Origin of the sequence: Tissierella sp. MB52-C2 (assembly GCF_030931715.1) — a bacterium.
Classification (GTDB): domain Bacteria; phylum Bacillota; class Clostridia; order Tissierellales; family Tissierellaceae; genus Tissierella.
The window spans coordinates 3,754,714-3,768,622 of record NZ_CP133261.1; the positions used below are offsets into that span (position 1 = coordinate 3,754,714).

The 13,909-nt window shown below is 31.8% G+C and carries 14 protein-coding genes; 10 read left to right on the top strand and 4 right to left on the bottom strand.

Annotated elements, in window-relative coordinates:
* The first annotated feature begins 5 nt into the window (after positions 1-5).
* The 7 genes from RBU61_RS18795 to RBU61_RS18825 all read left to right on the top strand — a co-directional run bounded on the left by RBU61_RS18795 (position 6) and on the right by RBU61_RS18825 (position 6,230).
* Complete coding sequence (locus tag RBU61_RS18795) at positions 6-1,196, top strand: aspartate kinase (RefSeq protein ID WP_308877210.1); 1,191 nt, start codon at positions 6-8, stop codon at positions 1,194-1,196.
* Positions 1,197-1,335: 139 nt separating this feature from the next.
* A complete protein-coding gene (locus tag RBU61_RS18800; protein WP_308877211.1) occupies positions 1,336-1,737 on the top strand; it encodes a metal-dependent transcriptional regulator in 402 nt (133 codons plus the stop codon).
* Between the two features lie 3 nt (positions 1,738-1,740).
* Entirely contained in the window at positions 1,741-2,667 is a 927-nt protein-coding gene (locus RBU61_RS18805; RefSeq protein ID WP_308877213.1) for a metal ABC transporter solute-binding protein, Zn/Mn family, read from the top strand.
* Positions 2,668-2,695: 28 nt separating this feature from the next.
* Positions 2,696-3,430 carry a metal ABC transporter ATP-binding protein gene (locus RBU61_RS18810; protein WP_308877214.1) on the top strand — a complete coding sequence of 245 codons (735 nt, stop codon included), beginning with the start codon at positions 2,696-2,698 and terminating at the stop codon, positions 3,428-3,430.
* Between the two features lie 18 nt (positions 3,431-3,448).
* Complete coding sequence (locus tag RBU61_RS18815) at positions 3,449-4,567, top strand: metal ABC transporter permease (RefSeq protein ID WP_308879845.1); 1,119 nt, start codon at positions 3,449-3,451, stop codon at positions 4,565-4,567.
* On the top strand, positions 4,568-5,689 hold the full coding sequence (locus RBU61_RS18820) for a metal ABC transporter permease (protein ID WP_308877215.1): 1,122 nt from the start codon (positions 4,568-4,570) through the stop codon (positions 5,687-5,689).
* 37 nt (positions 5,690-5,726) lie between these two features.
* The gene (locus RBU61_RS18825) at positions 5,727-6,230 is read left to right on the top strand and encodes a dihydrofolate reductase (protein WP_308877216.1); all 504 of its coding nucleotides are present in this window, start codon (positions 5,727-5,729) and stop codon (positions 6,228-6,230) included.
* 90 nt (positions 6,231-6,320) lie between these two features.
* Here RBU61_RS18825 and RBU61_RS18830 read toward each other — a convergent pair whose 3' ends face one another.
* The gene (locus RBU61_RS18830) at positions 6,321-7,511 is read right to left on the bottom strand and encodes a coenzyme F420-0:L-glutamate ligase (protein ID WP_308877217.1); all 1,191 of its coding nucleotides are present in this window, start codon (positions 7,509-7,511) and stop codon (positions 6,321-6,323) included.
* Positions 7,512-7,609: 98 nt separating this feature from the next.
* Here RBU61_RS18830 and RBU61_RS18835 point away from each other — a divergent pair, with 98 nt between their 5' ends.
* The 3 genes from RBU61_RS18835 (at position 7,610) to RBU61_RS18845 (ending at position 9,787) form a co-directional block, all read left to right on the top strand.
* Entirely contained in the window at positions 7,610-8,491 is an 882-nt protein-coding gene (locus RBU61_RS18835; RefSeq protein ID WP_308877218.1) for a LysR family transcriptional regulator, read from the top strand.
* Between the two features lie 71 nt (positions 8,492-8,562).
* A complete protein-coding gene (locus RBU61_RS18840; RefSeq protein WP_308877219.1) occupies positions 8,563-8,955 on the top strand; it encodes a hypothetical protein in 393 nt (130 codons plus the stop codon).
* A 31-nt stretch (positions 8,956-8,986) separates the two neighbouring features.
* On the top strand, positions 8,987-9,787 hold the full coding sequence (locus RBU61_RS18845) for a J domain-containing protein (protein WP_308877220.1): 801 nt from the start codon (positions 8,987-8,989) through the stop codon (positions 9,785-9,787).
* Between the two features lie 54 nt (positions 9,788-9,841).
* Here RBU61_RS18845 and RBU61_RS18850 read toward each other — a convergent pair whose 3' ends face one another.
* From RBU61_RS18850 to RBU61_RS18860, 3 genes are all read right to left on the bottom strand, one after another.
* The gene (locus RBU61_RS18850) at positions 9,842-11,284 is read right to left on the bottom strand and encodes a nucleoside recognition domain-containing protein (protein ID WP_308877221.1); all 1,443 of its coding nucleotides are present in this window, start codon (positions 11,282-11,284) and stop codon (positions 9,842-9,844) included.
* Between the two features lie 15 nt (positions 11,285-11,299).
* Positions 11,300-12,262, bottom strand: coding sequence for an agmatinase (gene speB, locus RBU61_RS18855; protein ID WP_308877222.1), 963 nt, complete (start codon positions 12,260-12,262; stop codon positions 11,300-11,302).
* A 205-nt stretch (positions 12,263-12,467) separates the two neighbouring features.
* Positions 12,468-13,898, bottom strand: coding sequence for a sigma 54-interacting transcriptional regulator (locus RBU61_RS18860; protein ID WP_308877223.1), 1,431 nt, complete (start codon positions 13,896-13,898; stop codon positions 12,468-12,470).
* Positions 13,899-13,909 lie beyond the last annotated feature (11 nt).

Sequence of the window (13,909 nt, forward strand, 5' to 3'; positions counted from 1 at the left end):
ATTTCATGATTGTTCAAAAATATGGCGGGAGTTCTTTAGAAACTACTGATAAAATTATTCAAGTAGCTAAAAAAATAATTGAAAGAAAGAGAACTGCTAAAAATATTGTAGTTGCAGTTTCAGCTATGGGAAAGACTACAGATCGATTGATTGAATTAGCAAAAGAAATATCTTCAGATCCTATAGAAAGAGAATTAGATGTATTGTTGTCCATAGGAGAACAACAGACAATATCCTTATTATCCATGGCATTAAATAATTTGGGGCATAAAGCTATTTCTTTGACAGGAACACAAGCTAGAATAAATACTAAAGGAAATTATACTAGGGCCAGTATAGAAGATATTGAAAAAAGTATAATAAACAAATATTTAGAAGAAGGCAATATAGTAGTTATAGCAGGTTTTCAAGGTGTTAATGAAAAAGGAGATATTACAACTTTGGGAAGGGGAGGCTCTGACACTACTGCTGTAGCTTTAGCTGCTAAATTTAACTGTCCTTGTGAAATATATACAGATGTAGATGGAATATATTCCATAGATCCTAGATTATACGAAGGGCCTTGTAAAATATCAAAAATAAATTATGATATTGCCTTGGAAATGGCTAGATTAGGTGCTAAGGTAGTTGATAAAAGAGCTTTAGCCTTGGGAAAGAGATATGACGTGCCAATATATGTTGGAGATAGCTTTAAAGACCAATTGGGAACCAGAATAGGAGGGGAAAGCATGGAAGAATTGAAAATATTATCATTGATGGTAGATGATAACCAAGTAGAAGTAAGGATAAAAAATATTCCAAACAAAATAGACAAATTATCTAATGTATTTAGAATATTAGGGAGATATAATTTAGATATTGGAATGGCAGAAAATAATTTAATAGATGAAGATATAAATATATCCTTTATATGCTCAAAAGAGTATATGAAATTATTCCCCTCCATAAAGAAGGATATAGTAAACAATGTAGATAGACTTATAGATGTGGAAATAAATGATACTACTAGAATATCCATAGTAGGTACTGGGAGAATAAATCAAGCTAAGGTCACATCAGAGATATTCGATATAGTAAAAGAATCTGGTATAAAATATAAGAAATTCTGCACATCTGAACTAAGCTTATCCTATTATTTTGAAAAAGCAGAAGTGAAAAACTTAATCAATAGATTAGCGAAGAATTTTAATTTATAATACAAATAAGAAGATGATTTCTGTATTGAGCAGAGATTATCTTTTTTATTTTTAAATATATTGTGTTAACTCTATTAAAAGAGGGTATTATATACATAAGTTAGGCATGCCTAACTTAATACAATTACGGAGGAAGATTATGAACATAAATAAAGAAGATTATTTAAAGGCGATTTATGAGCTAGGTGGTGACAAGGAGCAGGTTAGCAATAAGAATATAGCTAGAGCACTTAATATATCACCTCCCTCTGTATCAGAGATGATAAAAAAGCTATTACAAGATGGCTATGTTGAATATACAGTGTATCAAGGTATAAAACTTACAGAATATGGAGCTACAGAAGCTAGGAAAATTAGAAGGAGACATCTTCTGTGGGAGGTTTTTCTTGTGGAGAAACTAGGATATAATTCTGAGGAAGTACATGATGAAGCAGAGAAACTAGAGCATGTAACTAATAAAAAGCTAGAAGAAAAATTGGATGAATATTTGAATTATCCTGAGGTATGTCCCCATGGGTCAAAAATAATAAGGGAGGAATAAGTAATGAAAAAGATATTGATTTTAATAATGGTAGTATCTATATTAACTACTTTTGTATCAGGATGTGGAAATCCAAATAAGGAGAATGATACTGGATATAAGGTCGTAGCCACTACTACCTTAGTAGCAGATCTTGTAAAATCCATTGGAGGAGAATATGTAAGTGTTCAAGGATTAATGGGACCAGGAGTTGATCCTCATTTATATAAAGCAAGTGCAGGAGATGTTAAACTAATGCAAAATGCAGATATGGTAGTTTATAATGGTCTTCATTTAGAGGGAAAAATGGGAGAGATATTTGAAAATATAGAAGATAGTGAGAAAGTAATTTTAGCAGTAACACAAGGTATAGATGAATCAAGCTTTATTGATTTTGTTTCAAGTCCTGGAAGCTTCGACCCTCATATTTGGTTTGATGTAAAGCTTTGGAAGGAAGCTGCAAAAACTGTGGCAGAAGGACTCAAAGAACTAGATGAAGAACATGCAAAGGATTTTGATATTAGTTTAGAAAAATACTTAGGAGAGCTTGATAAGCTTGAGGAATATATTAATCAAAGAATATCTGAAATTCCTGAGGAAAATAGAGTTCTTATAACTGCACATGATGCTTTTAATTATTTTGGGAATGCCTACGGGTTTGAAGTTAAAGGATTGCAAGGCATAAGTACTGCATCAGAAGCAGGGACATCTGATGTTCGTCAATTGGCAAAGTTTATTGTAGAGAGGAAGATAAAGGCAATATTTGTTGAGTCATCAGTGCCACGAAAGAGTATTGAAGCATTGCAAGAAGCTGTTAAGGCTCAGGGATTTGAAGTGGAAATAGGAGGAGAACTTTATTCAGACTCCACAGGTGATGCAGGAACTGATGATGAAACCTATATAGGAACATTTAAAGCAAATATAGATACAATTATCGATGCCTTAAAATAATCAGATAAATAGCAAGGGGGAATGAAATATGAATTTTGATTATATAATAGAAGTTGAAGATATGACAGTTGCCTATGAAGCAAAACCAGTTTTATGGGACGTTGATCTTAATATACCGAAATCCATTTTAATGGCAGTAGTAGGTCCTAATGGAGCGGGAAAATCAACATTAATAAAGGCTATGTTGGATTTAATAAAGCCAGTATCAGGAAATGTATTATTTAATGGAGCATCCTATAAGTCCCAGAGAAAACATATAGGATATGTACCTCAGTCTGAATCTGTAGACTGGGATTTTCCTACAAATGTTTTAGATGTAGTTCTTATGGGGAGATATGGGGAAATAGGATGGATAAAACGACCTAAGGAAGAGGATAAGAAAAAAGCAAGAGAAGCCTTGGAAAAGGTAAATATGATAGAATTTGCAGATAGACAAATATCACAGTTATCTGGAGGACAGCAGCAGAGAGTATTTCTTGCAAGAGCATTGGTTCAAGATGCAGATATATACTTTATGGATGAGCCATTTAAAGGTGTAGATGCTAAGACCGAAAAGGCCATAATATCCATTTTAAAGGAATTGAAGGAAAGAGGAAAGACCATAATAGTTGTTCACCATGACCTTCAAACTGTGGAAGAATATTTTGATTGGGTGGTATTATTAAATACTCAGATTATGGCCAGTGGACCTGTTAGTGAAGTGTTTACAGATGAAAATCTAAGAAAGACTTATAGAAGTACAGGGCAAATTTTAAAGAGGTAGGTGAGAAAATTGTTAAATATGATATTAACAGATTATACTCTACAGATTGTATCCTTAGGCTCTGCACTTCTAGGGATAATATCAGGAATTTTAGGAAGTTTTGCTGTTATAAGGAAGGAAAGTTTGTTGGGAGATGCAATTTCTCACTCTGCCTTACCAGGAATTGCATTGGCATTTTTAATGACTCAAAGTAAAAAGACAGAGATACTTCTTTTAGGAGCTTTGATCTCAGGATTATTATCTACATTTATTATTCTTTCCATAGTAAAATATTCAAGAATTAAATTTGATAGTGCCTTAGCATTGATATTATCGGTATTCTTTGGAGGTGGTATTGTTCTTTTAACCTATATTCAAAAAATACCCAATGCAAATCAAGCAGGCTTAGAAAAATTTATCTTTGGTCAGGCATCTACTTTTCTAAAAAGAGACATAGAAATAATGGGCATATTGGGAATAGTTTTGATAGCATTGGTTCTTATATTTTGGAAGGAATTCAAGATAGTATCCTTTGACAGGGATTATGCAGAAAGTCTTGGATTCTCTTCACAGAGAGTAAACGGATTGCTTTTTATTATGATAGTAACAGCTATTATTATAGGATTGCAAACTGTAGGAGTTATCTTAATGAGTGCTATGCTTACAGCACCAGCTGTAGCTGCTAGACAGTGGACAAATAAATTATCTGTTATGGTAGTTTTATCAGCCCTATTTGGAGCAATATCAGGAGTTATTGGTACTATATTAAGCTCTTTAGTTTCAAAATTACCTACGGGACCAATGATAGTAATAGTTATAAGTATAATAGTAATTTTTAGTTTATGTTTTGCACCTAATAGAGGGTTGATATGGAAATATTTCAGAGATAGAAAGAAGCAAAGGACCATAAATGAAGACCAAGTACTGGTGAATCTCTATCATTTAGCTATGAATCATGAAGATTTAAACCATAGTCACAATATCTCTATAATAAAACCAGATAAATCTATGACTGCAAAATCAGCAAAAGAACTTACAAAGAAACTAGAATCCTTAGGAAGCAGAGGTCTTGCTAAGAAGGATTATTTCAATAAATGGGCAATTACTGAAAAGGGCTTAGAATATGTGGAAAATTATTTTAAAAAGGAGGAGTTATAGATGTCACCACAAATGGAGATTCAAATTATAGCGGTTATAGTGGCAGTAGCATGCTCTCTTCCAGGCGTATTTTTAGTTCTTAGAAAAATGTCTATGATGTCAGATGCTATAACCCATACGATTTTATTAGGGATAGTAATTGGATTTTTTATGGTAAATAGTTTAACCTCTCCTTTTTTAATAGTAGGAGCTGCTTTAATGGGAGTTATTACTGTATTTTTAACAGAGATGTTAAATAATACTAAGCTAGTATCTGAAGATTCTGCCATAGGAATAGTATTTCCTCTGCTTTTTAGTATAGCCATAGTAATTATATCTAGATATGCTAGTTCAGTTCATCTAGATACAGACTCTGTATTATTAGGAGAACTTGCCTTTGCACCTTTCAATCGTATGAAAGTGTTTGGAGTAGATATAGGAGCGAAGGCAATTTATTCCATGGGAGGTATTTTAATAATAAATCTTTTATTTGTAATAATATTCTTTAAAGAGCTCAAAATAGTAACATTCGATTCTGCATTAGCAACTGTTTTAGGATTTTCACCTTCTTTAATACATTATAGTTTGATGACCATAGTCTCAATAACTGCTGTTGGAGCTTTTGAATCTGTAGGCTCTATTCTAGTAATTGCTTTTATGATAGGTTCTCCAGTCACAGCATATCTGATTACAGATAATCTAAAAAGCATGATTGTTTTAAGTGGATTGATTGGTGGATTAAATGGAATTTTAGGGTATCAGTTAGCATCTCTTTTAGATGTTTCCATAGCAGGCTCTATGGCAGTTATGACAGGAGTAGTATTTTTATTAGTGTTTATATTTTCACCTAGCAGAGGGCTATTAACTATTGTTAGTCGAAGAAAACGACAAAAAATAGAATTCGCAGGAAAATCTTTAATGTTTCATATATATAATCATGAGGGCAAAGAAGATGAAGCTTTGGAGAGTGGGATTTATACCATTAGAGGGCATCTGCAATGGAATGAGAAATTTTTGAAATTAATAATAGAAGAACTTAAAGATAAGGAGAAAATCTATATAAAAGATGATATAATAAAATTAACTAAATCAGGTAGAGAATATGCTATAAAAAGCTATGAGGAAATAGTATCTGGATTCTAAAATAAAACTATATAATAAATAATTTATAGGAGGATATATGATATTAATTTTTGCGGTAGACAACAACTGGAACATTGGATATGATGGAGATTTGCTATATAAAATATCAGAAGATTTAAAGCGATTTCGACGACTTACAGAGGGAAATATTATTGTAATGGGCAGAAGAACATTCGAGTCTTTACCAGACAGAAAAGCATTGCCTAATAGGATAAATATAGTAATAACTAGAGATGAAAAGTATAAAGCCGAAGGTGCAGTTGTGATTAATTCCTTGGAAGCTTTATTTCCATTATTGAAGGAATTAAATCCTAATAATGAGATGGAGAACTTCATAATAGGGGGAGGAGAAATTGCTAAGCAAACCATTTCCTATTGTAACAAAGCATATATAACTAAGATATTCAAATCCTTTGAAGAAGCAGATACTTTCATACCAAACTTAGACTTATTAGATGATTGGAAAATAGTAAAAGAATCAGAAGTGCATAAACAAGATGATTTAGAATATAAATATGTAGATTATGTTAGAGTTAAATAGTAAAATCCCCTATAACCAAGTGTTATAGGGGATTTTATTGTTCGAGTAATAACTTTAGTTGCGTTGTAATCAGGAAGTAGATAAATATGATTATTTTGTATACTTATCAAAATATCCTTGGATATAAACTATAGGTGTTCCTTTATCTCCGCTTCCAGAGGTCAAATCTGAAAGGGAACCTATTAAATCAGTAAGCTTTCTTGGAGTAGTTCCCAGAGATGTGGCATTTTCAGCAAGAGAAGATTCTTTGTTTTCAATATACTTAGATATAGCTGATTTTAATTCATCTCCTTGTAAATCAGCAAATTTATCATCTGCTAAATATTTTAATTTTACTTCTGAAGGAGTTCCTTCTAAACCAGGAGTGTAAGCAGGAGAGACTACAGGGTCTGCCAGTTCCCAGATTTTTCCCACTGGGTCTTTAAAGGCACCATCCCCATAGACCATAACCTCAACAGTTTTACCTGTTTTTTCCTTAATCAATTCTTGAATATTGTCTACAACCGGTTGACAATCCCTAGGAAATAGTTTGATTTTATTTTCTGTTGACTTATTTGAGCCAAGTAAACCATACTTTTCATTATATCCACTGCCGTTTATAGATGAAGTAAGGATATCATCAAGTCCATAAATATTTTCTCCTCCATTTTCCTTTAATAATCTTTTAGTTCTAAATCTAGTATGAATATCACATACAATTACATTTTTAGTATAGTCTAAAATAGTTTTTGGATTGTTGGAGAATATTATTTCACAATTAGTTCCATATTCAGCTATTATTGATTTATAATACTCAATATAGTCTACATTAGTAAAGGGATGAAAAGTATATCCAAAGCACTCCCTAAATTCATCTTCGCTTAATGTATCTGTCCAAGGATTGATTCCTTTTGAATCAAGCGTGTCTATGTCTACCAAATGATTTCCTACTTCATCTGAAGGATAGCTTAACATTAATACTATTTTTTTTACGTCCTTAGCGATGCCCCTCAATATAGTGGCAAAACGATTACGACTTAAAATAGGAAATACTACACCAATAGTTTCACCACTGAATTTTCCTTTAATATCTTTTGCAATATCATCAATATCAGCATAATTTCCTTGGGCACGAGCAACAAGGGATTCTGTTATAGCAATTATATCTTTATCTTGAATTGTAAAATTTTCTATTTTGGAAGCCTTAATTACAGAGTCAACTGCTATATTTACAATATTATCTCCTTCTTCAATAATAGGTGTTCTTAAACCTCTAATAACAGTTCCTACTACTCTTTCCATTTATATCGCTCCTTTTCATATTCTATATTTTTAATATATAATATTTTATGGTATAAGTAAAATAGGTATATGATATAATAGATATAAGGAGTGGTTATATGTCTATCAGGTTAGAACTTTATAAAATATTTAATAAAGTAGCTGAGTGCGGAAGCTTTTCACAGGCTGCTAAAGAATTATATATGACACAACCTGCAGTAAGTCAATCTATAGCACAACTAGAAGACGAACTGAAAGTAAGACTTTTTACTAGAATTCCAAGGGGAGTAAGACTTACAAATGAGGGAAAGGTTTTATTTGAATATACTAGTTCAGCAATTAGTTTATTGGACACAGGGGAAAAGAAAATAAAAGAATCACGGAATTTAAATGAAGGGGAGTTAAAAATTGGAGTTAGTGATACAATCTCTAGGTACTACTTATTACCATATCTGGAGAGTTTCTATAGAGACTATCCCAAAATTAAATTGAAAATAATTAATCGGACTACAGATGACCTTCGTAATTTGATAAAATCAGGTGAAATAGATATCGGAATATGCAATCTGCCAATAGAAGATAATTCACTATATATAAGAAAATGTAAAGACATTCATGATATATTTATAGGTGGAGAGAAATATAAAGACTTAGTTTCAAAACCTATTACATATGGTGAACTTTTAAAATATCCTTTAATATTTTTAGATAATAGATCTAGGTCGAGGCAATATGTAGAGGAATATCTTTTTTCCAAGGGTATAAAAATAAATCCAGAGATTGAGTTAGGGTCCCATGATTTGCTGTTGGAATTTGCACAAATAGGCTTAGGCTTGGCCTGTGTAGTTAAGGAATTTTCAGAGGATTATTTATCAGAGGGAAGACTATATGAAATTAATCTTACTGAAAGTATTCCCAAAAGAAGTATTGGAATTTGCTCATTAAGAGGTGTTTCTCTTTCTCCGGCATCTAGAAAGTTTGTAGAGTATTTAATTAAATGATATGAGATATATTGCAAAGTTAGGGTATTAATAGTAAAATATTAACAAAATATAGATAAGGGGCAATGTATATGAAATGGTTAAATAAGTTTATGGCTGGTCGATATGGCGGAGATCAACTTTCAATGGTATTAACATTTTTAGCTTTAATTTTGACTTTACTGGCTAGATTAATTAATATTCCTATACTAATTTATATTGGATATATTCCCTTAGTAATAAGTATATATAGAATATTTTCTAAAAATATAAATAAACGTCGAATGGAAAACTATAAGTTTGCAATTTTTATGAGTCCCCTTTATTCACGGTTCAAAAGAACTCAAAGCAAGGTAAGGGACTTTAAAACTCATAAATATATTAAGTGCCCAAATTGTAATGCAAGCTTAAGATTACCAAAGAAAAAAGGAAAAATCATGGTTACTTGTCCAAAGTGTAAGGAAAAGTTTGAACAAAGGACATAGAACTAATTAATAAAGAGAGGTTTAATACTATATGAATATATTAAAAAAAGCATGGGGTAAAACTTTATATGGAGTTGGCAGTATTACTTCTGCAATATTTGATGTTTTTATTGGTATTGTAGAACTTATAGTTGGAATTGTAATAAGTGTAGGAAGGGGAGTAGTAGGTCTTATATCCATGGGTGGTTGCTTATTAATTATGATGTTAGGACCCGCCTTGCTACTCAATCCCTTAACTTTTTTTGGAATTTTATTTCTTATTATATTTCCAATTCTAGGGACAAAGTTTGTATCCTACTTAAAATATGTAAAATATATGGTAACTGAATATTTATTCGACCATGCAGATAATTTTATAAAAGGTAAAAAGGCAGAATTTGGAACATTTAATGAATATGGTAGAAAATATAGAAAGATAGAAGAAGAAAAGATAAGAAGAGAACAGCAGCGAAGGCAAGCTGAACAGCAAAGAGAATGGGAGGAAAGGTTTAGACAATGGGCAGAATATCAAAACTCCCAAAGAGGAAGCAGTGGATATGGCGGATATAGTAATTATGGCGGCAACTATCAGAATACAGGATATGGAAATACTTATGTAAATCCAAATGTTGAGTTCAAAAATAAATATGAAAAGAGTTGCGATTTACTAGGTGTTCCTTATGATTCAGATAAATACCAAATAAAGCTTGCTTATAGAAAAAAGGCAAAGGAATACCATCCAGATTTAAATAAATCACCAGATGCTACTACAATATTTCAACAGATAAATAATGCTTATGAATTTTTAAGTGACGACAATATAGAAAGATATAAAAATATAAGGGTAAATTAGGATATGTTAATCCTATTTGACCCTTATTAATTATTTCTGATTTATTAAATATAGTTAAAAGAATAAATGCATTAATATTGATCCAAATATAATAGCCAGAAATGTTCTTTCAACAAATGCTACAACTAATTCCCAAAGCTTTAGAGGAAGCTTTGAGGACATCATTACAACTATTGTTTCTGCGAAAAATATTATTTGTACAATGGATACTGCTACTACAAGGTATCTTGCACCTGCATCGATTAAAGCAATATTATTTTTTATAAGTAATACAGGAAGAAACATTTCTGCAATACCTACAGGGAAACTAGGTGCTATTAATTCTACATTTGGAACACGTAATAGATTAAGCAGTGGCTCAAATGCTTTTCCTAAAATTACAAATACTGGAGTAGTTTCTGCAATTATTAAAGATGAAACACCAACTGCCGCAAGTAGTGATAATACTTTTGGTAATACTTCAAACCCTTCTTTAAGACTTACAAGTATTTCTTTACCTAGACTAGGAGCCGTTAATGCTTTCTTTGAGGCTCTTGTAATACCTGCCGTAAGTAAATTATTTGTAGGCTTTGCGTTTATAATATCCTCTTTTGTTTGTATCTTTCCATTAATATAAACATCCTTTTTCTTACTAAAGGGTGGAATTCTTGCCATGATTGCACTAACAACCAATGTCAACATTAAAGATGAGAAATATACAAGAAGAAACCTGTCTGCTAATCCAGCTGTTTCAATTACCATATATGCAAATCCAACACTAACCGCACTGAATCCAGTAACAACAAGAACTGCTTCCTTTTCAGTGTATACGCCCTGTTTATATAACTTACTAGTTATTAATACTCCTACAGACGAAGAACTTACAAAAGATGCTATGGCGTTTACAGCTGCCCTGCCAGGAACCTTCCATACCGGTCTCATCAGTGGTTCTAATAATGACCCAACAAAGTCTACTATACCATAATTTAATAAAAATGGCATAGTTACTGAACTTACAATAATAATCCAAAAAACTGCAACAACTATAGCTGGTACTATGGTTCCTCCTGTTGAAGAGCCTACGATTATTTCTGGTAGCTGCACCCCCATTGTTGCATTTAAAGTATATGCTAGTACATAAAATCCACCAAGTAGGTACAAGATAGGATGAACTTTAGAATCACCTTCGAAGTAATCATGGATTCTTCCACTTTTTGCTATATACTTACCATAGGAGCTTAAAAGTCCAGTGCCTAATACTACTAAGGTAACAATCCATAATCCTAAGTTTCCAGTTAACTCCATCATCTTACCATACATTATACCAAATACCATATCGGTCTTCCCATTGAATGTAATTGGTATAAAGAATATAAAAACTGCTATTAATGAAAAAAATATAGATTTTATTAATCCTTTAGTATGATCCGCTTTTGATAATGAAAAGGAATCAAGTATGGATAAATCATTTAAATCCAAATCTTTTTCTTTAATTTCTTTAGGGGTTAAAAGATCCACATTTATCATCCTCTCTTATCTTTTGCCAATCTTTTTCTGAAGAGCTAAAACTGATAAGAATTCAAAAACAACATTAGCTGCAAGCAAAGATGTAACTTCTGCATGATCATATGGTGGGGCTACTTCAACTATATCAAATCCAACAAAATTAATATCTTCGAATCCACGAATGAATGTAAGTCCTTCTAAGGAAGTGAAACCTGCTACCTCAGGAGTTCCAGTTGCTGGTGCATAAGCTGGGTCAAAGAAATCAATATCAAAAGTTAAAAATGCTTTATTATCGCCAACTCTCTCTTTAATTTCTTCAATAACTGCATCAATACCCATTTTTCTTACTTCATGACTTGGAATAGTTCTTAGTCCAAGGCTTGCGGCTAATTTAAACTCTCCTGCATCATATAATGATCCTCTCATGCCTATCTGAACGGATTTATGAGGGTCTATTAATCTCTCTTCAATTGCTCTTCTAAAAGGTGTTCCATGGTTGTATTTCTCACCGAAAACTTCATCATTAATATCAGCATGTGAATCAAAGTGGATAAGACTTACAGGGCCATGTTTTTTAGCTATTGCTCTTAATTCAGCTAAGGTAATTGAGTGATCTCCTCCTAATGCAATTGGTATAGCACCTGCTTCTATAATTTCTGTTGCAAACTTTTCAATTGCATCGTAAGTAGGGTGAATATATCCTGGTATAATATTAACATCACCCATATCGGCACCTTTTAAGTAATCTAATATATTAACCTCATGAATTGGGTTATTAGTCTTCATCATAACTGAAATATTCCTAATAGCTTGAGGGCCAAATCTAGCTCCTGAACGATAGGAACAAGCTGTATCAAAAGGAACTCCATAAATAGCGAAATCTAAACCTTCGGCACTATTAACTCTTTCCATTCTCATAAAATTTCCTGTATTACAGAATCTAGGTGATGCAAATGCTGTTGCTGGTTGTTTAATTTCTTTTTTGTTCATAATTAAAACCTCCTTTTTATTTGTCTATTACTTATTGCATTTTTCATGCCAATAAAATAATATGCAAAATCAATAGGTATAGCATTAGCATATTATATTTAGAAGGAATATTTTCCTCCTAAATATCTATATTCTTAAAAAATATCTTGAAGTTGTTATAAAATTAACGCCTGAAATTGATAAGGAATAATTTCCTCCGAGGAAATTATTCCTTATCAAATTCCAGTTTAATGTTTAAACGTTTAAATTTTTTTCTAATAGTACTACAATCCAGATCAAGGATTTCAGACATTTCTGCCGTGCTTTTGCAAATTTTCATTGCTTCAAGAAGAAGCTTTCTATCAAATTCTTCGATAATAGTTTTATAATTTTTATCCTTACAAAACTCCATATCTACAGAATCTAACATGTTAAATATTGGATGATCAATAATATCATATTTACTAATCAAATCATCATTAGATGTAACAAGAAGTCTTTCGATTAAATTTTCCACTTCTCTTATATTCCCTGGCCAATTGTAATTTAATAAAAGTTTCATAGCTTCAGGGCTTATCGTTTTGTTATAATTATACTTTGCATTAAATGTATTTAGAAAATGCTTAATTAATAGGGGTAGATCCTCTTTTCTTTCTCTAAGTGGGGGAATAGTAATTGGTATAACATTGAGTCTATAATAAAGGTCTTCTCTAAATTCCTGATTTTTAACCATTTCAAATAAATTTCTATTAGTCGCTGCAATTATTCTTATATCAACAGGAATAACACTATTGCCTCCAACTTTAGTAATTTCCTTATTTTGAATTACATTTAAAAGCTTCACTTGAAGATTTAAAGGAAGTTCACCGATTTCATCAAGAAATAATGTACCTTCGTTTGCAAGTTGAATTAATCCAACCTTTCCTTCCTTATTTGCACCAGTAAAAGATCCTTTTTCATATCCAAAAAGTTCAGATTCCAAAAGGTTTTCAGGGATTGCTCCACAGTTTATTTTTATGAAGGGATTATTGTACCTAAGGCTGTTTTTATGTAAGAAATGACTTAAAATTCCTTTACCAACACCTGATTCTCCCTCTATAAGAATTGTTGAATCCACTTTAGCAACCCGTAGGGTCAAATCAATTATTTTGTCCATCTTCTCGCTGTTATAAATTATATTGGAATTGGCTGCATTATCCTTTGAACTTAAAAGTTGCAGCTCATTTTGATATTTCTCATTAATAAGCTCTGATTCCTTAAGGTTTCTCTTTAAGATATTTAATTCCGTTATATCTCTTGAATTAATAACTATTCTGTAAAGTTTACCATCTTTAAATATTGGGGTACCTGTTCCAATGACTTCCTTACCATTAACTTTCTGAAGCATTGAAATTTGCTTTTTTTCCCTAATAACAGCAAGGGCAACAGATTCCGAATAAATGCCCTCCGCAACTAATTCCTCCATGTTTTTTCCAATTACATAATCTGCACTGACTCCATCTATTCTTTCACAGGATTTATTAAATCTTAATGTAATCCCTTTTCCATCTGTAATATGTATTCCATCATCAGATGAATCTAAAATAGCGTTGAATTCATTCATTAAATCGTTATATGCATTTTGGTAGTCTATGCTGTCATATTCAATATTTTTCATTATAAACCTCC